Source organism: Pseudomonas zanjanensis (assembly GCF_014268745.2).
Taxonomy (GTDB): domain Bacteria; phylum Pseudomonadota; class Gammaproteobacteria; order Pseudomonadales; family Pseudomonadaceae; genus Aquipseudomonas; species Aquipseudomonas zanjanensis.
On the sequence record NZ_JABWRB020000001.1, the window covers coordinates 3,684,908 to 3,708,532 of the forward strand.

General features: G+C 55.1%; 11 protein-coding genes. 4 read left to right on the forward strand and 7 right to left on the reverse strand.

What is annotated here, in order from left to right; genetic code table 11:
* Positions 1 to 140: 140 nt before the first annotated feature.
* Positions 141 to 1,349, reverse strand: a complete 1,209-nt coding sequence (locus HU715_RS15750) for an MFS transporter (protein ID WP_186709895.1) — start codon at positions 1,347 to 1,349, stop codon at positions 141 to 143.
* A 52-nt stretch (positions 1,350 to 1,401) separates the two neighbouring features.
* Entirely contained in the window at positions 1,402 to 1,806 is a 405-nt protein-coding gene (locus tag HU715_RS15755) for a MarR family winged helix-turn-helix transcriptional regulator (RefSeq protein WP_186709897.1), read from the reverse strand.
* Positions 1,807 to 2,174: 368 nt separating this feature from the next.
* Here HU715_RS15755 and HU715_RS15760 point away from each other — a divergent pair, with 368 nt between their 5' ends.
* Both HU715_RS15760 and HU715_RS15765 read left to right on the forward strand, forming a co-directional pair.
* Complete coding sequence (locus tag HU715_RS15760) at positions 2,175 to 2,450, forward strand: LuxR family transcriptional regulator (protein WP_186709899.1); 276 nt, start codon at positions 2,175 to 2,177, stop codon at positions 2,448 to 2,450.
* A 58-nt stretch (positions 2,451 to 2,508) separates the two neighbouring features.
* Positions 2,509 to 3,243: a response regulator gene (locus HU715_RS15765; RefSeq protein WP_189656352.1), complete on the forward strand. Its 735-nt coding sequence runs from the start codon at positions 2,509 to 2,511 to the stop codon at positions 3,241 to 3,243.
* Between the two features lie 2 nt (positions 3,244 to 3,245).
* Here HU715_RS15765 and HU715_RS15770 read toward each other — a convergent pair whose 3' ends face one another.
* The 5 genes from HU715_RS15770 to HU715_RS15790 form a co-directional block, all read right to left on the reverse strand.
* Positions 3,246 to 8,033, reverse strand: a complete 4,788-nt coding sequence (locus HU715_RS15770) for an RHS repeat-associated core domain-containing protein (RefSeq protein ID WP_186709901.1) — start codon at positions 8,031 to 8,033, stop codon at positions 3,246 to 3,248.
* A gap of 155 nt (positions 8,034 to 8,188) precedes the next feature.
* Positions 8,189 to 11,014: a hypothetical protein gene (locus HU715_RS15775; RefSeq protein WP_186709903.1), complete on the reverse strand. Its 2,826-nt coding sequence runs from the start codon at positions 11,012 to 11,014 to the stop codon at positions 8,189 to 8,191.
* Positions 11,004 to 13,523 (reverse strand): hypothetical protein, encoded by a 2,520-nt coding sequence (locus HU715_RS15780; RefSeq protein ID WP_186709905.1) that lies wholly within the window; start codon positions 13,521 to 13,523, stop codon positions 11,004 to 11,006. Before HU715_RS15780 ends, HU715_RS15775 begins: the two co-directional genes overlap by 11 nt.
* A 19-nt stretch (positions 13,524 to 13,542) precedes the next feature.
* Complete coding sequence (locus HU715_RS15785) at positions 13,543 to 16,002, reverse strand: hypothetical protein (RefSeq protein ID WP_186709907.1); 2,460 nt, start codon at positions 16,000 to 16,002, stop codon at positions 13,543 to 13,545.
* A gap of 48 nt (positions 16,003 to 16,050) precedes the next feature.
* Positions 16,051 to 17,862: a hypothetical protein gene (locus tag HU715_RS15790; RefSeq protein WP_186709909.1), complete on the reverse strand. Its 1,812-nt coding sequence runs from the start codon at positions 17,860 to 17,862 to the stop codon at positions 16,051 to 16,053.
* Between the two features lie 248 nt (positions 17,863 to 18,110).
* On the opposite strand from HU715_RS15790, the gene HU715_RS15795 reads away from it, so the two are divergent.
* Together HU715_RS15795 and HU715_RS15800 are read left to right on the forward strand one after the other, a co-directional pair.
* On the forward strand, positions 18,111 to 18,593 hold the full coding sequence (locus tag HU715_RS15795) for a hypothetical protein (protein WP_186709911.1): 483 nt from the start codon (positions 18,111 to 18,113) through the stop codon (positions 18,591 to 18,593).
* A 31-nt stretch (positions 18,594 to 18,624) separates the two neighbouring features.
* Complete coding sequence (locus HU715_RS15800; protein WP_186709912.1) at positions 18,625 to 23,574, forward strand: RHS repeat domain-containing protein; 4,950 nt, start codon at positions 18,625 to 18,627, stop codon at positions 23,572 to 23,574.
* Positions 23,575 to 23,625 lie beyond the last annotated feature (51 nt).

The window sequence follows — 23,625 nt, forward strand, 5'->3', positions numbered from 1 at the left end:
GCCGCGTCCGATGCCGTCCATTGTTCAGCACGTGCCCATGCCCAGTTGCATCAACGCCAAGCCGCCCTGATGCCAACCCCACCAGGCAAACGCCAGCAGCAGGCCGGCACCGACAGCGATCAACCACGGGCCGACGCGACTCATGCCGCACCGACCTGGACTTGCAAGCGCGCTACCGGCCGCTCACGCACCGGCCAGTTCAACGCCGCCGCCAACAGGCTGAGCAGGATCGACACCTGCCAGATCAAGTCGTAGCTGCCGGTGCGGTCGTACACCACCCCGCCCAGCCAACCACCGAGGAACGAGCCCAACTGGTGGAACAGGAACACGATCCCACCCAACATCGAGAGATTTCGTACACCAAACAACGTCGCTACCGTGCCATTGGTCAACGGCACCGTCGACAGCCACAGAAAGCCCATCGCCATGCCGAACAGGTACGCCGTGGTGGTGGTCACCGGCAGCCACAGGAACAAACCGATCACCACCGCCCGCATCAGGTACAACCCGGTCAACAGGCGTGGCTTGGACATGCGCCCGCCCAGCCAGCCGGCGGTATAGGTGCCGAAAATATTGAACAAACCGACCAGGGCCAACACAGTGGTGCCGACGCTGGCGGGCAGGTGTTGGTCCACCAGGTACGCCGGCAGATGCACGCCGATGAACACCACCTGGAAACCGCAGACAAAAAAGCCCACCGCCAGCAGCCAGAACCCGGAATGGCTGCACGCCTCGCGCAAGGCTTCGGCCAGGGTTTGTTCATGGCCGGCCACCGGCAACGGCGCGTCCTTGAGCATGCTCACCAACGGCACGATCAACGCCACCAGCAGTCCCAACGCCAACAACGCCGCCGACCAACCGAGCCAGCCGATCAGCCCCAGCGTACCCGGCAGCATGGCGAACTGGCCAAAGGAACCGGCAGCACTGGCGATGCCCATGCCCATGCTGCGTTTTTCCGGCGGCACGGCCCGTCCGACCACGCCCAGGATCACCGAGAACGACGTGCCCGACAGGCCGATGCCAATCAACAGCCCCGCACTCAGCGACAGCGACCATGGCGAGTCGGCCATGCCCATGAATACCAAGCCGACGGCATAAAGAACTCCGCCGATGAGCACCACTTTCGCCGCACCGAAGCGGTCGGCCAAGGCGCCGGTGAAAGGCTGCGCCAGGCCCCAGATCAGATTCTGCAAGGCAATGGCGAAGGCGAACACCTCACGGCCCCAACCGAATTCGGCACTCATGGGCGCCAGGAACAGCCCGAAGCCATGCCTCACCCCCAGCGACAACGCCAGGATCAGCGCGCTGCCCACCAGGACCCAACCACAGGTACGCCACATCGATGTCATGCTTATTCTCCGGTCGCGGGTATATACCCACTTATCATCGGAAGAACCGGCGTCACGCCAGTTCATCCAGCAAGGCCAGCAAGGTCGCGCGCTTTTCAGCACCGAGCTTATCGATCAGTTTCTGTTGCGCCGCTTCCCAGGCCGGCAATGCCGCCGCCAACCTGGCATGCCCCGCCTCGGTGAGCACGACGATGCGGTTACGCAAGTCGTCGCCCTCAGCCAGCTTCACCAGCCCCTCGCCTTCCAGCACCCGCAGGTTGCGCCCGAGGGTGCTGCGGTCCAACCCCATGGCCTCGGCCAGGGATGAGATGCTCGGCTGGTCCAGGCGCGCTAGGTTATTGAGCAAAGAATACTGGGCAACGTTGATCCCGAAGCCGTCGAGGGCGCCGTCGTAGTACCTGCTGACGCCACGGGCGGCACGACGCAGGTTGATGCACAGACATTGGGAAGGAAGCATGGTGCGTGTATATACCCGGGGTTGGCGGAATGCAAATTTAAATGGAGGATACCTTTGCGTCATAGCCCACCCCAACGCGGGTTCTCCTGGTTTTCGCCCATCAGGACAAGCGGTACCCGCCGCCGAACGGGAATAAATCCCACAATATCAAATGCTTTGGCTGACATCCTTTTCGATCAATCCTCATTAGAGTCCACCACCTGTAATGTCTGACAGGTTTCATCTGGTTTGAATCGGGCTATAAACGAAACCGTGCCTCCAGCCCTGGCTCAAGGGGCTGAAGACGGGTCGTGCGAACCATGCCATCAGGAAGTAGGAAGATTCCGCCGTCCCCACGCCATCACTGATGATGAATGGGAGTTTCAGTCATGTACCACAGCACCGCGATTTCTGGACACTCGTCGCCATATCAAGACCATTGCCCCTCTACGGAGAGCAACCAACCCCAAGCGATTCGACTCACCAAACGTGAAAAGGAATTCCTGCAATGGAGCGAGGCCGGCAAATCTTCCTGGGAGATTTCCATGATCGTTGATTGCAGCGAAGCCAACGTCAATTATCACTTCAATAACATCCGCCGAAAATTCGGCGTCGGTTCGCGGCATCTCGCGGGGAAAATCGCGCGCGAACGCGGCTTGATCTAAGCGCTCCGATGGCATCTCTACAACGGTCGGGATGTGCTTGGACCTTGTAGAGGCAGCAATGAATCTGAACCACACGCCTGCACACTGCGATATTATCGGCCTCAGTGCCTGTGACGATACGCGAGTGTCGCACAGGCCCCCTCTGGATAACCCCATACGCATCATCCTTGCCGACGATCACCCCGTCGTGCTGACGGGCATCGAAATGGTCCTGGCGGGGGCTGGGTTTTCAGTGGTTGCCAAGGCCCGCAACGCCGATGAACTGCTCCAGCACTTGGAGCGCACCCCCTGCGACTTGGTGATCAGCGACTATTCGATGCCCGATGGGCAGTTTCCGGACGGCCTGGCCCTGATGGGTTATTTAAAACGCCACTACCGCGCCTGCCCCTTGATCGTGATCACCATGCTGCGCAATCCGTCCGTGTTGCAGGCCTTGCTCAATGCCGGCGTGAACGGCTTGTTCGATAAGCGCAGTCCTTTGACGGAGCTGAAACAGGCCATTCTCGGGGTCACCCAAGGGCGGCGGTATACATGCCCGGCGTTTCTCGATCTTCTACAAGGGCAATCCTTGACCGCCACCGGCTCGGACGTCAGCCGGGTGAGCCTTTCCGAGCGGGAGTTGGAAGTGGTGAGGTTGTTCGTGCGCGGGATGTCGGGCAGACAGATAGCGGCCCAGCTCAATCGCAGTGAAAAAACCATCAGCCGACAAAAGCGCACCGCCATGGACAAGTTGGGACTTGGCCATGACGGTGGGTTGGTGGAGTTTGCTCGGGTGAGTGGGTTATCTAGATGAATTCACGACCGGCGTAGGCGATATAATTCCGCTTGCCAATTCCGTCGTTGCTCGGAGCTTACCTGCATATAGTCATGGCGTTGATTGTAATCACGATCAAGCTTCAACTCTAACTCGTCTATTCGGCGCTGAGTGCGAGGAGACCACGAGGGCGTTAGTTGAACTTGTTCGGGTTCGGCATTCCGAACTGGCTCTAATCGCATTCGCACTCGATCAGATGGCCGCGTTGATGGGGCAGAAGGAAGCATCGCCCCTTGCCTTGATTGTTTGACACCCCCTTGTAGAGGAGTTATATCGCTACGTTTGGGCGGAGGAGCGGAGTCGATCTCTGTAACCAGTTTTACGCGGGCAGGTGTCCTTTCAGGTACGCCGATTTCCTCATATAGGGGGTTATACTTTACCCTCTTTGCATCCGGCATAGCACTTTTCAACCCAGGATCCCCAAAGTCCACATCTACTCTCTTAGCAACTGAAGACTTTGATTTAAATCCAAAAAACTTTCTTAGAGAACTTAAAACACCATGTCCCGTAGGATCCGTAAAATTAACCGGATCCCGGCAATACGCATACGCATTCACCCCCCCCTCCCCAAACGGGCTCCAACTGTCCGGACTATGAAACCTCATCAACCGTGGATTGAACGCCCGATAGCCATTACCCAGCAAATACCACCCCGTCTCATCCCTGACTTCACCGTTGTAGCCCGGGCGTGAAGCAACCGACTGCTCCGCATCACGGTAGCCGTAGGCGGCATAAGCGATTTCCCTCACTTCACCACCGTCAACCTCCCTCAGCACACTGCCGCTGTAATCACCCGCCAACAGTAAAGACTTTGGGCCCGCACCTTCCTGGTGCTCGGCAAGCATCACCCCATCGGCCGATACGTAAGTCCTGCTCTGCGTGGCGCCAACCGAATTAACCGGGGTGCCATTGCGGTAAAACTGTTGCTCCCGGTCGCCATCGCTGCCGCTGGCCGACAATTGATCGCCACCGTCATACCCATAGAACCGACTGCCGTCGGAACCAGGCCCACTCACCTCAACCAAGCGGGACAGCAGGTCATAGGACAAGGTCCGTCCTTCCTCGTCCTTGATCAGGTTGCCATTGGCATCGTATTCAAGTTCGATATCCGGGTAGTCGGCATGGGAGTTGGTGACGCGCGTCAGTTGGGCCGGGTCCGGGTTGTTGTATACGAAAATCGCCGTATTGTCTTCGGTGGTTTGGCCCTTGATGAAGAAGGTGCGCACTCGGTCGTGATTATCCAGCGCATCGAAGAAGAACAGCTGCCGCGTCATCGGGTAGCCAAAAGGGTCCACTGGCGCCTGAGGTCCTTCACAGCGGTATTCTTCGAGCCGCCCGCGAAGTTCATAGCTATAGGTCTCCTTGCGAAGCAAAGTGTCGCCCTGGCTCGCCCCTTCACTCAACTCGCGCCGTTCTATCTGGTCCAGGCCGTTCCAGACCTGTTTCAACCATGACGTGCTGCCGTTGAGATTGAACGTGCGCAGCGTTTCCCGTCCCAGTGCATCGTATTCAAGGTCGATGATGACGGTAGTGTTCCCGTAATCCACCGTCTCGATACGTTCCATCAAACCCTGGCCGTTATACGTAAAGTCACTCCTGATGTAACTTTCGTTGCCCACAACACTCAACTGGGTATAGTTCAGCCGGCCATTGGTTCGATCGTAGTCAAACACCTGAACCTGCCCCGTTACATCCTGGTAACGAATCAACCGCCCGAGCCGACTGTGTACATAAGTCATCTCATAGGGACCAGCGCCATCCGTCACCGTGCGCATTTCAGATTTCAACTCTCCCTGGCCGTCATAGGTACGCCCAAGTTCAATATCGATCTCTGATGAGCGGGTCAGTCGCGCGTCTTTAGGGTCGTATTCATAAGTTGCCTGGATCGCCTTTGGCATTTCTTTCAGGCGGCTCACGGTTTGCTCACCCGCCACAGCGTTGCGAGTGAGCGGCTCATCCGTCAGTTCATAGGCATATTCATAATGAATCACATCGCCGCTGGGCTGGATGACGCGATTGGCCTTACTGTAGGTGGTGTCGTATTCATGCCGGGTGACTCGCCCTCCGGTCGTCGACTGGGTGAGGCGCTCCAGGCTGTCGAACGCCTGCGTGCCCAACTCTGTTGCACCCACTTTGATCAATGTCGGCAAATCGCTGCGGCTGTGGCCTGCGTATTCACGAACCACCTTATGCCCTGTCGGTAATGTGGTTTCAAGCATGCGATCGAACACATCGTAGGTATAGGACGTCTCATATCTCGCTGCATTTTTCTCCTGTACGGTGCGACCCAGACCGTCATAGAGATAGGTGTGCAGGCTGACGGAGTTTTCCTCAAGATCGAAACGCTGGACGCTCACCGGTTTCTCAAGCCGGTTGTTGGTCGTGACGGTCTTGCCCATGCCTTCGGTCCACTCCGTGGTGGTAAAGGCGATGGGATCTTCCACGGTGTGTTGCTTGACGCCCGCAGGGTCAGTGCTGCTGGATTGTTGCCCCCAATCGTCAAAGGTATAAGTGGTTGTCAATGAAAGGGGTTGAAGTTCCAGCCAGTCTATTTCTCGTTCTTCAGTCAGCTGGCCCAAGGCGTTGTAGGTTGCCTGATAGATATCTCTGTAGGCGCCATTGGAAAAATCGGCGTCCTGCTGTTCTTCCCTGATGGCCCGGTTGAAACCATCGAACCAGGTACGGGTCTTGATCTGTTTGACGTTTTCAACCTCCTGGAATGCCTGCCCGGCCATCGACCCATCATCTGTAGGACGGACGAGCCGGTAGGTATAGGTACGCGTCGCGGCGTAGTCGGGATCGTCGGGCGCCACGGTTTCCGTCAACACCCGCATCAGGGCGTCATAGGTGTTGCGAATCTTGATGTCCTTGTCCTGGGTCAAAAGGGGTTCGCCATTGAGCAGCGACCGCTCGGCGCTGACGACTTTGACCAGGCCGTCATGGCCGGTGAAGGTTTCCGTCGTGAGGAGCACGGGCTCGCCAAGCAACACTTCCCCGGCCTGGTTGGTTTTATTATTTTCGGCTTTCTCCTCGTCCGTTTTGATGCGGTACGCGTATTCCGTTGTAGAGACGTACTGATCGCCCCTCCCCACCATCGTCAGCGTTTTCAGTCTCTCCAAACCATGCCTCAACGGATCATCAGTCGCATTGAAATGTTCAAGGCTCGAGGTTTCCAGCAACACTTCGGTCTGTCCCAGCAGGTGATACGAACTTTCCTCGGATATGACCGCCCAGGGCCTTCTAAACTCGCTGTCATCCTCCTCGTCATCTGGATCCGGATCCAACGGCCGCAGCTCGACATAGCTGTACCGAGTTCGCAGTGTCGGCGCCCCGGTTTGCACATCGGGTACCAGCTCCGAGTCCGTGGTCGGCGTGACCGTTGTGTGCTCGACATGCTTGACGAACCCGTAGGGGTCCGCGGGGCACTTGCCGGGGACGCCGCCGCTCGGGTAGTACGATGTCGCCTCGGTGACGCCGCTGGTTTGGACGCTCAAGGTCTGATTGCCGTAAATGTCGTATTCGCTTGTTTCCACGTCTTGACGCCATTCACGCGGGTCGTTCGTCAGCTCCCAGCGGGTGATCGTCTCGTTAGGCAACTGGCATTGGCGTGGTTGTGCATCGAAAGATATTCCATCGGTGTCGTTTGCGTAGTAACGGGTTGCTTGCGTCTGTTGATGCATGCCCTGAACGGTGGTTTCGGATACCAGCAAATGGAAGCGATTGAAGCGGCGGGTGACGCTGCGTACTGCATCGTTCCCGACCATGAGCTGTTCGGTGGTTTCATATTCATAACGGTTCAAGACCTTATAGAGGTTGTCCAGTCCGTCATCCGTCCAATCGGCGTTCGGATAGCCGAGAAAATTATGGCCATTGGCGCTATAGGTGTATTTCACTGTGATAGGCCGCTGGTCCGCGCCAGGCTCGGTAATATGGTCGGTCACTCTTGGCAACTTGCGTTGTTCGTCACCGGGAAAGCCATGGCCCGCATCGTTGTATTGAACCGTTTCATGGGCGCCCAAAGGTGTCCAGACCTCGCTGATGCAATCCAGGCCTTTTTCAGGAAGGTATTTGAAGCGCCAACCGGCATTCTCGGTTGTGGGTAAGGTAATTCTGTCAACATTCCCTTCCTTCATGCTCAGGACCACCTCGGCTAATGGCACACCATTGACGGGATTGAAGCCCAGGGTGACGGTGTTGGTGATGAGGTTGCGGGTGATTTTAAGCAATTGGCCATTGCTGTCTCTTATGGCGCTGAGCATCGGTGCGCCAGAACCGACAGTCACATACTCCAAGGTAATTTTGTGTCCTTGCGGAGAATACATCGCCACCGGCACGGCCACCTGCGGGCTGGCGCCCTTGAGCTCCAGCACTTCGACGAGCCCGGATTTATGAACGATCTTGAACTGGCCGTCAGGCAACTGGTAGAACTGAAACTCCTCGATCTTTTGCTCCTTCATTCGCATTCGATTGGCAACACCTTCGTAGGGGCCGGTGACCTTGAATGTCTGCCCCGAATACACCGAGACGATCTGACTACTTGGGGTGTACTGACTCAGTGCAAGGTTCCAGCCCTTGCCAAAGCCACTGTCATTTGTATTCAGGGGGTTGTAATTGAGCGCTAATGGCAGGGACGGGCCACGCAAATCATTACTGAAAAGATCCGGTAACGATAACGACACGGTATACAACCCGGTTCGCGGGTCTACACCTGTCTGGATAAAGCTCATGAAGTTAAAGGCATTGGAGTGCACAGCGGTGGACGTAGTCATGGTCAGCCTCACCAACGTATAAAAATGGAGGGTTAATACATGCAATGCGACGGACCGCCGCATTGCATGTAAAAAACTTACTGAAAACACCAGTGCACCCCGGGCAACCAGATTCAATTTGCTAGCAGGCGCATCTTACTACTTGGAGCAACTTGCTAATCCCCGCGAACATCCGCGAACAATCGATTACGATCATTGGCCACAAAACCAATAGCCACCTTGTGATAATTACCCTCATCATCCCTCAAATCGAGCTTGATTTTTTCCCCCCTTAAAGGATGCAACTCAGGATATTTATCCTGTCGAATATTGGGTTTATCGGGGGGAGGAGAAACATTATGTGATTCGCGAAACAATCCAATTCGAATTTTATTTAGGGCCAAGGAAGTCAGCATCTCGGATTTAATTCGTGTACCAAGATTTTTGATCAATACGGGATCGTATTGCATGACATTGCCACTACTTGGTTTTGTCGAATCTTTATAGGCCCAGCCGGTATAACTGAACATGGTTTCATTAGGCGCATCACTTTCCCATTGCACAATCGACCACGGCTCTTCCACCTCCACGGTCAGGAAGTCGACACCGACCTGCTGATCACGGCGATAGGTTAAAGCCCAGTAATCCACCGTCTCCAGAAAGTTGTCAAAATCGTAGTCATCGTTCGGATCTGGGTTATTTCCGCCGCCGCCAGCCACACGTGTGCGTTCCATTTTATAATCATCTTTTTGGGGGCTTGGCACGGCTTGGGGAACAAGTGAAATAATTCCGTCTTCGGTCCCCGGGTAAATGTCCGAGCGCCAGGGATTTCCTAATACATCGTCAAACACCGCATAAAATTGGGTGGCCAGGGGGGAGCGAGTCACCATAAATAAGTCAATTCTGTCGGATGACGCTGAAACCCCGCTTTGCGTTTGTGTTTCGCCAGAGGCCATGCCCGGGTACGGTTTGAAGCGATTGGAATCCCTCGTCTGCGCCCACAGTGCCTGCGTCCCGCTAACGTCTTCGATACCTTCTTGCAGAGCCGGCACCTCGGGTACTTGTTGGTTCGATTGGACGTAGAACATCCTCAATGAATCTTCTTCTTCCTGGTTCAGCGGTGCGCCGTTTGTTTGAATAATCGCCTGGAGTTGCAATTGTTGAAAACCATTGGCGAACAACTTCTCGGAACGCATTGCCACCAACTGAAATTTGTTAAGTCCTGTCCAGCGCGCTTCCTCAATATGGGAGGCCAGTTTTATGATGCTGTAGCCCGCATACAAAAGCCCAAAATCCGGATGAGATATTTCACACCTGACGATATCGTAGGGTCGACGAGGCGCCGCTGGAGCGGTGTAAATGCCATCGCTGCTGACCGTCCCCTCTCCAATCACTTGCCAAGTGCGCGTAAGAGCGTCCGGAGCACCCGACCTTTCCCTTAACGTCACGCTCGCAAAGCGCTCCACACTCGCGCTAAACCGCGGCTCTATATCCAGCGTGGGCGCAACCCGCGTCAACACCACCGAAGCCTCGACCGTCTCACCGGTGTCATCCTCGACGGTGATGGTGTCGACAACGGTGAACTCGGGCAACGCCAGCAACTGGGCGGCCGATGGAGGAGTATAAGTGGCGGTATGACCCGACACGGAGAGCGTTCCATACAGGGGTTGTTTCCAGGTCAGTGTCGCCCCCCTCAGCGCTGTCGCGACGAAGGTCACGGTACTTGTCTGCCCCTCTATGCGTGACACGACCCCAGGGGAAATAGCCATCGATCGGGTAGAGACCAGCAACAAGGCCTGAACCTTGTGCTCGATTTGCGTCTGAGGATCTGTGTAGGAGGCCGTAACGATATTGCGCACCAGATCCCGGCCTAACTCGGCACCGGTGACGGGCTGGTAAAATCCGGAGGTCGAATTGATCGTACCCGCCGACGTATTCGAATTAAGACTCCTGACGCTCCACGTAACGTTTGTCGCGATGCCGTTAAGGTAAGCCTTGTATTCAAACGGCACGCTACCGGCCTTCATGACGTGAACGCCGGGCTCGATGGTCAATGACGTACTGGAGGGATCCAGGCTGCCGAATATCACCAAGTCCTTGGGAACATGACGGGAATGCTCCACGAACACGTTTTTTTCGCCGGGAAAAAGCAGGCTCTGGATAAGCGCCAGTTTGTCATCGTCGGATCTCGAGACGTACTCTTCGGCCAGCACCATGGTTGCCGAATAGTCACCGTCATCGGGAATCAGATACGGAAAGCGCTCCGGAGACGGAGTTTCTCCGCCGTATTCGCTCCCCCTGAGCTTTATCATGACGACCACGGCGCCATCGGCCGCGTTCTTCGCTCTCGCTACCTCCGCCCCGGGTGCCCGCTGGGTCAGTACGACAAAATCCGTCGGGGTCAAATCACTTTGCCCTTTGAGGTCGAGAATACCCAGCACATAAACCTGCCGTTCAGGCGGCAGTGCCTTGAAACGCTCATCGAAGTACGCGCCAATTTTGGTTTGGCCCGTCGCCGACCCTGGGAGATTGCAGGAAAATCGAGTCCCTTTGGATAAATCCAGTGTCACCCTGCCCAGGCGGTCGACCACACCCACCACCAAGGAAAGGTCCAGTTCCACGGTCAGCGTATAGCCGTGAGCTTCGGTAATATCGAATTCATACAACAAGCCACGGTTTTTTTCATGAACACTAAAGTTCCCGCCCAAAATACTTAATGTCAACTTTGCTCGGGAAGTATCTAGCCGTGCGGGCTCGAACGATAGTAAGGGTTTACCCAGCATGACTTGCGTCATCACGCCATATTCGGTTCCTGAATCATTAAGATCCATGCTGCCGGAAAATACTGGCAAATAGCTGGCGCCATCGTACTTTTCCAACCATTGTTGCTGGAGCACCCTATTAAGCCGCTCACGATTGAAAGCACACACTGCGCCCCAGCCACGGGTAATCGAGCCTGCTTTCATTTTTTCAACGATATCGGCAAGAGAATTACTGGTCATTTTGAGTGTCCTCGACGATTGACGTGACGTTATCCAAAAGCTCATTGGCCTTTTCCCGGGTAGTGGGGTCCAGACAGAGTTCTTCCAGTTTTTCAGAGGCCTCGCTCAAGAGGTTTTTTAGCTCATCGAAAGCAGACGTTTGCGAGTCTTCTTTTTGAGGTTTCGGCGGCAAGGGAGCGAGCGGTAACGGTTGGATAGAAAATCCGTCGTCGTCAATACCAAAGTCAACCGAATACTGCCGGGCTTTTATCAAAACAAACTGACTATTGGTTGTTTGACTTGCGGTGAAGACCCCAGTAACTGAATCAATTGATCCAGCATCTTCAGGCATACAGGACCATGTCAGTCCCGCTGAGATAGGCACGCCGTTCCTTTTGGCAATTAATTTTGCCTGATTTGCTGGAAGCCCCTGGTATTCCAGTGTTACAGACAGCACTTGTGAGAAGTGCTTGACCACCATAAAAGAACTCTGTTTTTGGCCAGTCGCGGTGTTTTCCACAACGACTTCGTCTAAGGTGAACGTGGGTGCCCCAGGCGCTTTTCTCAGCGGGGCGCGGTAGATATTCTCCCCGTTTTCATTGGCTGTCGGGTCGATACTGCCGCCACCGATGACGCTCCACCCCAAGACACCGTCCATGCTATGAGCGCTAAGCTGACGGGTCTCTGTTTCATTTTCCTTGGAAGCATTACAAATCTCGATCAGAGGGTTGAGTGTAATAGCCCTGGCCACTACCGTGACCAAAGCCCTGCTGATATGAGGACCATTGCCGGGTCCGGTCGCAATGACTTTGACCCGTTTGTAAGTGCCTTGGATATCGGCCAACGAAGGTGCAGTATAAACACCCGTGGTTTCATTCATTTGCCCGGCGCCCGGAGTGTTACCATCAAGGTCCTCGACCCTCCACTTGACCCCTGTTATTGGTGGCACCGTCTTGAATGTGTGGTTCTGGCCGTGAGTCAGCATGATTTCAACGGGGTCGATGGCAAATGTAGTCAAACGAGGATTGATAGAACCGAATAGAATCATTTCACCCGGCAGGTCTAATGTTTTGAGTTGTACGGCGTCTTCAGCGTTGAACAGAAGCGTGTGCAAGAGAAAAATATCGATTTCATCGAGCCCGTTGAACACCTTCAATGTCGCGTCAGCGGCGTGGCCAAGTATCTCCCATTTGAAGCGCTCGGAGGTCATATCATTTTTTAGATCTTCGGGAAAATCCTCGGTCCCCTCGGTAATCACCTTCAGATAGCCTTCACGGTCTTGCAGGGTAACCACAAGCCGACGCGAAGTTGGATCGATTGAAAAAGCATAGGTGGCACTAAATCCAAACCCCATATTGAAGACTCTTTCAGCGCTATTGAAATAACACTTCATCTGAGTCAGATTTTGCTCACTCCCCATACCCACTTCAAAATGGGGCTCACCCATAGTCGAGTCGTAAAATGTCATCGTCAACAAATTTTCAGCATTGATAAAAATAGGAATCAGATAACCGTAATAATCAATGCGTCTCCCCCCCCCTACAGTGGCGGTAAACCGCGGAACTTCTAGCGCACCTTGAGTACCCTCCTTAACCTTTATTCGATAAGTGAAGCCATTGGTATTTGTTTCACCTTCAAACTCAGCATTGGGCGCATTAAACGCGCGAGCCGTACCTTTACCAATAATTCCGTGCATCAGGAAACGACTGCCAAATATTGTCAAGGTGTCGAGGTCGGTCCGATCACTGGGCAAAGGATAGTACCAATCCTCCCCGGGCATCCCGCCCTCTAACTCATCATCCATCCTGATACGCATTTCAACGGCACCATTGCCGAAGTTTGCCGCCCCGCGTGCAGCCGCCCCCTCCTCCATAATGGTACGCAGCTTGAACGATTGGGGTTTCATGAATTCTTGGGTGGTCCGCGCCAAGGTACCCAAGGTAAACGTACGCCGTTCCTCATCAGCTTCTCTGAACTTACGTTTGAAGAAAGCCCCGGCCATTCGTCGTTGATGCTCGATCCGATCGCCTTTCACCTCCCAGATATAGCGCTGAGAACCAGCATCGCCCAAGTCCAGCACCACCTTCCCATCCCTAGTGACACTACCCTGAATATCCTTGAGCAGAACCCGGTCAGCGCTCAACTCTGGATGGTCCAACGGGTCGAAGGAGCTGATCCTATTGACCTGAGCGAACCCGGCCACGTCATCCAATTTAATATTTTTACCCCCCATAATGGCCATCTTCATATTGACTTCGGCGGAGTTAGGGTCCGGGTTATTGTCAAAACTCAAGCGTGGCGCATCGGTGACATAATCGATCAACCAACTCCAATCGGTCTCTCCCGGCGAGTAAGCTTCATTAATAGGGGGCATTACCGAGTGTTTATCGTGCTTTTCAATATACTCCTGCAACAGTAACTGGTTGCATTTGCCTTTATCATAAGCCACCAGCGCACTCCATTCACTCGTACGAGGCTTGAGCGCGGCCCATTGCAGATATTGGGCGAGCGTTTTTTTTGGTGCGGACATGGTATTTATCCTCGTATCGTTAAATGACAGGATCGCCGCTGTACCCAACGGGTGAGCTGGCAAGTGCGTTGATACATGGTATGCGGGGGTAAAGGGTACGACCGTTTCCTGTGTTTTCGTTGAACGTTTCCGGGGCAGGTTTAATAGGGAACGGCACGAGCGGTAACGGCTGGAGGGAAAATCCGTCGTCGTCAATATCAAAGTCAGCCGAATACTGCCGGGCTTTTATCAAAACAAATTGACTATTGGTTATTTCACTTGCGGTGAAGACCCCAGTAACTGAATCAATTGATCCAGCCTCTTCAGGCATACAGGACCATGTCAGTCCCGCTGTAATAGGCAAGCCGTTCCTTTTGGCAATTAATTTTGCCTGATTTGCTGGAAGCCCCTGGTATTCCAGTGTTACCGACAGCACTTGTGAGAAGTGCTTGACCACCATAAAAGAACTCTGTTTTTGGCCAGTCGTTGTGTTTTCCACAACGACTTCGTCCAAGGTGAACGTGGGTGCCCCAGGCTCTTTTCTCAGCGGGGCGCGGTAGATATTCTCCCCGTATTCATTGGCTGTCGGGTCGATACTGCCGTCACCGATGACGCTCCACCTCAAGTCACCGTCCAGGCTATGAGCGCTAAGCTGACGGGTCTCTGTTTCTTCATTTTCCTTGGAAGCGATACAGATCTCGATCAGAGGATTGAGTGTCATAGCCCTGGCCACTACCGTGACCAACGCCCTGCTGACATGGCGATTACCAGGGCCCGTCGCAACGATCTTGATTCGTTGGTAAGCCCCATTGATCTGCGCCAATGCAGGCGCGATATAGGCGCCGGTATCTGCATTTATTTGCCCCACGCCCGCCGTATTACCTTCAAGCCCCTCCACGCTCCATTTGACCCCCGGTGTTTCAGGTATTGTCTTGAACCGATAGGCTTGACCGTGGCTCAACAGAACTTCTACCGGATCGATGGCAAACGTACCCAAGCGAGCGCCGATGGAACCGAAAAGAAACATTTCGCCCGTCAGGTCAGCGGTCTTGAGTTGTACGGCATTCTCGGCGTTAAAAAGAAGCGTATCGAGAATGAACGCGTCGATTGCCTCGAGCCCGTTGAATATTTGCCTAACTGCAAGGCCAACGAGACTCGCTAACCCCATATTGAACTCGGCTGTACGCATATAGGCTGCCACGTCCCACGGCAGCAGCACATTTGGATAAAACTCTACAGCCGCGTGAGCCGACTCCAAACTTACTTGCAGACGGCGCGACTCTCGATCCAGCGAAAAACGATAAGTGCCGCTGAAGCCAAGCCCCATTAGACAGTGGAAGGGAACTCCATTTACGGTACATATCATCCAGCGCTTTGTATCGGCACTTCCCATCCCCACGCCCAACGATAGCGATCCATCCGCCCCTCGATAAAGGGTCATCGTGAGTCGATAATCCTGGTTGATATAAATCGGGCATTTATAGTGGCTGAACGTTACTTTCCTGTCGCCAATGCCAGCTTCGAACGGTGGAATTTCCAGATACCCTTCGGTACCAGACTTAACGCCCAACCATTCGATGAAACCTCGGTGATCGATCCTACTGTCAAATTGAGCGTTGGGCGCGTTGAATGCCCTGGCCGTGCCCTTACCAATGATGCTGTGCATGAAAAAGTGTGAACCGAATGCTATCAATGCATCCAGATCGGGTCGGTCGCTGGGCAAGGGGTATAGCCAATCTTCACCCGGCAAGCCACCCGGCGCCTCGCCATCCATGGCAACACGCATTTCAATAAGGCCGTTGCCATAGTTAGCCACCCCACGCGTATCCGCGCCCTTCTCCATAAGCGTGCGCAGCCTGAAAGACTGAGGCGTCATGAAACCTTGGCTGGTCCATGCCAATTTCCCCAGGGAAAACGTTCGCCTGACCGGATCGGCCTCCTGGAACAGACGCTTGAACAATGTCCCGGCCATCCGGCGCTCACGCGCTTCCCGGTCACCTGTCAGCTCCCAGGCATGGGCTTGAGAAAGCGGATCCCCTAGATCCAGCAACACTTCACCATTTTGGTCAACGCTGCCCTGAACATTCTTAAGCAGCACTCCTTCGGCCTCCAGGCGCGGAAAATCCAAAGGGTCAAAGACACTGATCGTTTTGACTTCAGCATGGCCAGCCGTGTCGGCCAGCGATATTTTCTTGCCCCCGACAATGGCCATGCTCATATTGACTTCGGCCGATTGCCCGTCAGGGTCGTTATCGAAACTCAACCGTGGCGCATCGATGATATAGCCCAGCAGCCAGTTCCATGTGTTCTCGCCTGTCCGATAAACCAGATCGACGGGAGGCATCATTGAAGGGTGGTCATATTTTTCGATGTATTCCTGCAACAGTAACTGGTTACATTTGTTTCGGTCATAAGCCACCAGCGCACTCCAACCGTTAGTTCTTGGTTTGAGTGCGGCCCATTGCAAATATTCTGCAAACGTTTTCCGGGACGCGGCCATGATTCGTATCCTCAGTTATCTAACGATAATGAGCTTTAATAAGCCTTCTCAGCTCGCCAATGTGAAGCTGGCGGGCAAATAGAAAGTTTCCGCGCCCTGTTCGTAAGTAATAATGACTTGCACGCTGATGCTTCCAAGTTTGAAAACCTGAAAATCGGACGCCGTGACCGTTTTTGTTATTGACCCGTTCGTGACGTCATTCTCGGCGACAGGATAATTATCAAAAATGGGTACCGCCCGAGGCGAATCGTCGTTGCCTTTGCCATTAATGATGGCATTGACAATTTGACCTTCTCGCATATACGGCCAGCGAGGTAGAGTGAACAATTCACCACCGGACTCAATTCGACTGATATAAATGGTTCCATTGGTCAGTTGAGCTTGGGCAGATTGAATGGTCGTGTAATGTGTTTTGTCGATCGGCAATACACGGACAACGAAAACATCTGACTTGACCGGTCCGGGATCGCCATCTTGCAAGACGGTGTAATACACCGGGACCGCCCTGTCCAAATTCGCAGGAATATGTTCTGGCGGGACGTTGTACGTACGGCTTCCCGGGGTTACGGGTGCTAACGCAGTATATTTACCGCTGGTGCCATAACCGTCCCAATACACTTTGACTTCATCATCGGCGCCATAGTTGGCTTGCGGGTCTATATCAATGGTCACACCAGAGGCGCTCAAACCCAGGACATCCAATACTCCTTCCCCTGACACGGGATCATCCGGGTCGGGGCGGGCATTCTTGACGATGACCATCGGCAGCTTCAGAGGGGCACGTACATTGGCTGGGTAAGGTGTGGACGAAAGGCCTTTACCGGCCCAGGCGTATTCATACCGCAGATCGATGCTGGCCCCTTGGCTGGCGCTGAGCCATGCCGGATCCAACATGAATTCGAAAAACCCTTTGTCCAAGGTCGAAGCGTCGACATTGGCGCGTAACACGACCTGTTCCATGCCGGTGATCGACGAAGTAGCGTGACAGAGCACTTCATCACCGATGCTCATGTCGGGATAACCCTCGATGCGCAATGGCAGCCCATCGGAAAAAAGCAAGGGGTTGATCGTGCCACCGCTATGGCCGACGATCGTCAAGGCCGGCAACATCGCCGCGCTCGGCGCCAGGAGTTGGAAGGTTTGCCGGGTGGAGAACGTAGTTTCTTGCGTGGCACTGGCGTATTGGATGCCGTAGTACAACTCCATCGAGCCGTCTTCGACCCGCAACAGGTCGGAGCGGTTGAGAAACAGGCCAAGCGGCTTGCCCGGTTCACCCTCCCCGACAACAGTCGGATAGGCCAGGGCGGGGGTGTATTCGCTGCCGTCCGGGTAAAACCTGCGGCAATGCAGGGTGACCGTATCGCCCACCGACATCGCCTGATAAGGCACCACCCAGGGTGTAATGATCGCCTCTGCAGTATCCAGGTCCACATGCAGGTCATGGGAATCCCGGATCTGCACCACGGGCAACGCTGCTGCGGCCCTGGGACGCCTGCCGACAAAGAAAAACAAGCGCAACGATTCGTCGCCCGTTGCTTCGCCGGGTTTGCGCACCCGATACGAGTAGAAAACGCTGCCGTTGAGAAGCTGACGCAGGACGCTGTTCTCGATCATCACCGGCATGCCCTCGGGAGTCAGCGCGTCGTCGACTACCTCGGCTTCATCATTGAACTTGTCGACGATTTCACCGTGCTCGCCACAACCGAACCAACTGATGACGATCTTGTCGCCGTCGGCTATGTCGTCGTACTTGACAAATGTTTGCAGATCGTCTGTGCCAAGCCTGTCCAGGTCGATGGCGTTGTCCGGCCCCAGCGTGGGAATGGTCGGCGCTTGGTTTGCCTGCGTCCGAATCGTCATGTTCCGGGTTCCTTATGCTTGAGCATTCTTTAAGCACCGACAGCGCCGCAAAAAAACGGTCGCAGTGAGCGTGCCCCTACAGGTTTACGCTCGAAGCGAGGACTTGGGAACTATCAGAACTGTTAGGTTTACGACGGTGCTTTTTCTGTTAGCTTCTTATGAAATCCGTACTTTCCATGCGCGACGAAAGCACGATTTTATAGAGCGGTCATTGACGCACAACGCAGAAAGGGAAGAAGGAGTGACACATGAATAACTTCAAACACTATCTACCAATACTTTTATTGAGCCTGATCAGCTCGAGTGGCACTGCAAACGAAAACATAAGTAACACAAAGGATACCAGCAATGCCTTAGGACAAATTGAGGTTATTGAAGGTGATGGCATCCACAAGTGCAGCATTCCAGCGTTGGATGGGGAATATGTGGTCTCAAAACATGGCTGCACAAACGATCAAGCCTATAACGTTCGTTTCATTAACGTACCGTCCGCGCTCCGCATCACATTCTTGGATGACAAGTGGACTTCAACATGCAAATGGAGTGCGGGTTGGGAAATAGAAGTTCGCACGATAAAAAACCCCACCACTACTGACCCGATGTCTCTCGATACAATGTTCAACGCACCTGCGGGACAGATCATTGAACCCGGTGTATTGAAGACCCGGCATAGCGGCGGCGGGACGGTCGGTGGACACCTTAGCTGCATAGAGGTCAAATCAGGCACATGAGAATACTAATATTACTCAAGGAATCTTAATTATGGCCACCACCACCGCCGTCCACTCCAACGCCTTCAACTTCCTCAGCTTCGTTCAATCCGGAGTCGACGCGCGCACGGGTCAATACACCATTTCCTTATCTCTACCCGAAGTCAAAACCTGCGAACTCAGCGGCCCGGTGGTGCCCCTGACGCTAAACTTCAATCCCCTCAACACGGTCAACGCCGGTTTTGGCCTGGGCTGGGAAATGGGCCTGACGCAATATGCCCCCAGCAACCAGATCATTTCCTTGCATTCAGGCGAAACATTCAAGGTGACCGGCCCTTACCCCGGCTTCGCCAATCGCTTGCGGATGAAAGAACAGAAAATAGAAAACTTCAAATTATTTACCGTGCCCGACACAGCACAGTTCAAGGTTGTGCACAAGTCGGGATTGGTGGAAGTACTGGAACTGAAGGGGGCCAGCCCGCAAGTGGCCGTGCCAATCAGACTGTATTCTCCACAGGGACATGAAGTCACCCTTGAGTACATTTCCGTCAACGGCAAGCCCATGCTCAGTGCGATGCGGGATAACACGGGGGCGGTGCTGCAAATCACTCGCGACACGACAGCGCATACCGTCACGTTCTCGCTGGGCATCGTTAATGGGACGCCTTCAGCGCGGGTGGTCATGAACCTTAAGGACGACCGCGTAGACCGCATCACGCTGCCGACCACCGAAGGCGCCGGCTGGCGCTTCGAATACCGGACCGAAAAAGACCTGGCTTGCATCAGCGAAGTGTGGACGCCCCTGGGTGCTCATGAAACCGTCAGGTACAACGACGAGGGCCACGGTTTTCCGGGCGGGGACAACTCGCGCAAGTTGCCCCGGGTGACCGATCACATCACCGACCCTGGCAGCGGCGACCCGCCCATTACCGTGAAGTACAGCTACAGTGCCGACGGCCATAACTTCCTGGGCTACGGCAGTTCGATCGACTGGGATGATAGCGGACTGGACAACCTGTTCAGGGTCCTCGATCGTTACACCTACAGTTCCACCGAACGCCTGACGATTGGAAGTGAAACCGTGCGCAGCATCACTCGCACCTTCAACCGCTTCCACCTGCAGACCGAGGAAGTCGTTGCCCAAGGCAACCACCAGAAAACCCTGCGCACGCGCTACTACGCCGATGATGACGACAAGCTGTCCTTCGACAACCAGCCGCGGCAATGCCAACTACCCAGGCAAACATCGACGCTGTGGGCCCTCAGCGATGACCCGCGTTTCTGGCGCCTGGACAAGGAAATTACCGAATACGACATCCATGGCAACCAGACACTACGCATCGAACCCACCGGCCTTACCGAGACGATTACCTACTACCCCAACGACGGTGTCGAAGGCTTTTGCCCGGCAGACCCGTACGGCTTCGTGCGGCATGTCCGGGAGAAGACGGTAACGCCGTCAAGCGACCCCCAGCGCGTCCCGGGCCTGGAGCCCGGCGCGTCGGTCAAGCGCGCCCGGTTTCGCTATGAAACATTGCCGGCCATCAGCGACAGTGCGATCCCACAGCCCTGGTTGTGCGTGGTGGAAGAGCGCCTGTATGAATTGATCGACGAGACGGAGCGACAACTTTCCCTCACGGTCTTTGACTATATCAATGACCCCGCAACCCCGTTGACCCACGGCCGGCGCGCGCGGCAAGCCATTACCCTGGGCGATGACTCCGGGCCGACCTCGGTCATCGATTACAGCTACACGAAGAATCCCAGCAACCAATCCTTGCGCACCGTGCAACAGTTTTCGTCGGATGTCGACAACGCCGTGCGCACGGTGATCGACGAACGCTCGATGCTCAATGGCGAACCTTTGCTGGTCACCGAAAACGGCATACAACACCGTTATGTTTATGACGAGTTGAACAGGGTACAGAGAGAAATCCAGGCACCCGATTCCGATTATCCGGCAACACGTCGCTACAGCTACCGCCTGATCCGTCCGGCCGATGCGGGACAGGACCCGATAACCACCCAGGCTTACCAGCAAATGGAGGACGTCAAGGGCGTCAAAGTCCGCACGCACTTCGACGGCATGAGCCGGGCGGTACGCGAAGAAATGCAAGACGTGGACCATTCCGGCGGCAGCTACCGGGACATCTACACCGCGAAATACAACGCCAAGGGCTTTCTGATCGAGGAAACGAACATCGACTGGCTGGAAGCCACCGACCTGCCCCTGACGACGTCCTACACCTACGACTTGTGGGGGCTGCAGGACAGCGTCACCCGGCCCGACGGTGTGAAGGAGTGGACCCTCAACAATCCGATTGCCTTTACCACCGAAGAATGGATCGACGGCACTGCCCGCACCCGGACCATTACCAATCGTTTCGAAAAAACCGTCAGCGTCGAACAGATCGGGGTGGATGGGCGGCGCATCAGCCAGACCTCGTTCAAATATGACGGACTGGGCAATTGCACCCAAGCGATCGACGCGCTCGGCCAGATCACCCGCTATCGCTACGATGCGTTCGCACGCTTGCTCAGTACCACCCTGCCCGACCTCAGCACCGTCCGTTACACGTACGCCGAACACAGCCAGGCCGAACTGCACACCTCGATCGAGGTGGAACCGGGCAATACCCACCTGCCCACCCGCCGCCTCGGCGAGCAACGGTTCGATGGCCTGGATCGGCTGGTAGGTTTCAAGGTAGGCCCAAGGGACGAGCAACTGGTGTACGAAGCCGGCCATTTCCAACCCAAGCATCGGATCACCCCGGCCGGCAACCAGATCGACTATCAATACAAACACGGCTTGAGCGAGAAACCGACCGTTGTCACCGCCCCCGACGATGAGTCCACTTTCGAAGTCGACCTGCTGGATGCCCGGCTCGACAGCTCGAAGAACAGCCAGGGCGAATATCATTTTTCCTATGATGAAGCCGGCCGTTTGGTCGCCGAAAGCTGGAAGGATGCCGTCGACAACAAAACCTACACCACCCGCTACAAGACCTCGCTCAAAGGCCGACGCCTGAGCCGCACCGACATCGGCAACCATCAGACACTCATGGATTACGACCGCCGCAACGGGCGCCTGCTCAGTATTGAACAAGGTCAATTGCACGCGGCCTTCGACTACGATGTGATCGGTCGTGTGTACCGCACCACCAGTCAAGACAAGGCGACCAACAACACCCTGACCACCACCCTGGAATTCGACGAATTGGGGCGCGAAACCTTGCGCACCCTGGTGCTGCTGGATGCACAAAACCAACCGATCGAAGCCGAACGCTCCATCGAATTGACTTACCTGGCCGACAGCAATGTGAAAACCCGGCACTTGCGGGTCGGCGGCGCCAGCGCCCTGCTGGAAACCTACAGCTACGACCTGCGCGGGCGCCTGGAGCGCTATCGGTGCTCGGGCACCGACCTGCCCAAGGACCGTTACGGCAATGCCATTGTCAGCCAATATTTCGAATTCGATGTGCTGGACAACATCATCTATACGCGAACGGTTTTCAGCGATGGCCGCCTGGACATCGCGCATTTCACCTTTGCCGAAGACGATCCTTGCCAACTGGTCGGCGCCAGCCATAGCCATCCTGACTACCAACAGCTGGAAAGCCGCTTCAGCTACGACCCCGACGGCAACCTGGAGCACGACGAGACCGGTCTACGGCTGCGCTATGACAGCCAGGGGCGCCTGGTACAAGTCACGACGCCGACGGGGCAGTCGGTGACGGCGTACCGCTACGACCCCCATGACAACTTGCAAGCCGTCCAGCCACAAGGCGACACCCAAACCCTGCGCTTCTATCAGGGCACACGGGTCACCGACACCTTGCACGACGATCATCACATTCAGTTTCTCTACCATGAGGGGCAACCCCTGGGGCAACAAACCCCCAGCGACGACGGGCAGACCCTGTTGCTGCTGACCGATGCCAAGCGGTCGGTGATCGGCGAGAACCAGGGCAGCGATGTGCGCAGTGTGGTTTATGGAGCCTATGGCGAACGTGACGAAAACAATGGGCTGCAAAGCTTGCTGGCTTTTAACGGTGAAGCGGTTGAGAGCACGGGGTGGTACTTGTTGGGTAACGGTTACCGCGCCTATAACCCGAGCCTGATGCGCTTTCAAAGCCCGGACTCGATGAGCCCCTTCGGCGCCGGCGGCCTCAATTGCTATATGTATTGTGCGGGCAACCCGATTGCTTTTAGCGACCCGAGCGGGCACCGCGCGCAAAGCCTCGTTAATAACTATGGATTCCAGGGAGGGTTATTCGGGGCCTCGATATTCATTGGTATCGTGCTTTCCATTCTGACGGCTAACGCTGGGCCACTTATAGCAGCCGTGGCTGAGGCGGTCGGCACAACAACCACGATGGTGGTCTCCACGGTCAATACCGTGGCGAACTTCGTGACCTGGGGCTCGATGGTGGCAGCCGCGGGGACGGAGGCGGCGAGAATGTTCGTTCGGGATGAACAGGCCAATGAAACGTTGGGATGGATCGCTGCGGGACTCGGTTTGATTGCGATGCCGAAGGTGAAAGGGCCGACGGTGAAGGTGCCGAAGGCACCGGCTTCGTCTAATTGGATTCTGAAAGCCCGAACCCCCAACCCCCTAAAGAGATATAGAACGTTCGACGATCCAGAGATCCGGCCTCCTCAACGCTCCCCTGATCCCGCTATGCCCGCTAGCAGCACGAGCTCAAGCCCGAGAATCGCAACGCGAACAACGTCGAACGGCGGCTCAAGCATCAATAGTGCACATGGGACACTAACTGAAGCTTCTATTGCAGGAGCTCGTGGCTCTGACATAGCCCAGGAAACTTCCGAAAGCATTCCCCCCTCGCCCCATTTTTCCCAGAAGAACCTGCGCAAAGTCGCGAAGGAGGCCTTGCTTAAGAACGACCAAGACGCTCTGAAAAAAAACGTCATCTCAGATATAGAGCACATACGAGAGGGTCAGCACTGGAACAAACACAAAATTATCGGTGGATATCAATAAATGAAGCCGGACGGCCTTCAGCCTGCCTGGCTGTTCTCAATTAGAAATTTC

What these genes read in the sequence shown, in the direction of transcription:
- HU715_RS15750 (WP_186709895.1), bottom strand. Translation starts at nt 1,349, where the DNA reads ATGACATCGATGTGGCGTACCTGTGGTTGGGTCCTGGTGGGCAGCGCG.
- HU715_RS15755 (WP_186709897.1), bottom strand. Translation starts at nt 1,806, where the DNA reads ATGCTTCCTTCCCAATGTCTGTGCATCAACCTGCGTCGTGCCGCCCGT.
- HU715_RS15760 (WP_186709899.1), top strand. Translation starts at nt 2,175, where the DNA reads ATGTACCACAGCACCGCGATTTCTGGACACTCGTCGCCATATCAAGAC.
- HU715_RS15765 (WP_189656352.1), top strand. Translation starts at nt 2,509, where the DNA reads ATGAATCTGAACCACACGCCTGCACACTGCGATATTATCGGCCTCAGT.
- HU715_RS15770 (WP_186709901.1), bottom strand. Translation starts at nt 8,033, where the DNA reads ATGACTACGTCCACCGCTGTGCACTCCAATGCCTTTAACTTCATGAGC.
- HU715_RS15775 (WP_186709903.1), bottom strand. Translation starts at nt 11,014, where the DNA reads ATGACCAGTAATTCTCTTGCCGATATCGTTGAAAAAATGAAAGCAGGC.
- HU715_RS15780 (WP_186709905.1), bottom strand. Translation starts at nt 13,523, where the DNA reads ATGTCCGCACCAAAAAAAACGCTCGCCCAATATCTGCAATGGGCCGCG.
- HU715_RS15785 (WP_186709907.1), bottom strand. Translation starts at nt 16,002, where the DNA reads ATGGCCGCGTCCCGGAAAACGTTTGCAGAATATTTGCAATGGGCCGCA.
- HU715_RS15790 (WP_186709909.1), bottom strand. Translation starts at nt 17,862, where the DNA reads ATGACGATTCGGACGCAGGCAAACCAAGCGCCGACCATTCCCACGCTG.
- HU715_RS15795 (WP_186709911.1), top strand. Translation starts at nt 18,111, where the DNA reads ATGAATAACTTCAAACACTATCTACCAATACTTTTATTGAGCCTGATC.
- HU715_RS15800 (WP_186709912.1), top strand. Translation starts at nt 18,625, where the DNA reads ATGGCCACCACCACCGCCGTCCACTCCAACGCCTTCAACTTCCTCAGC.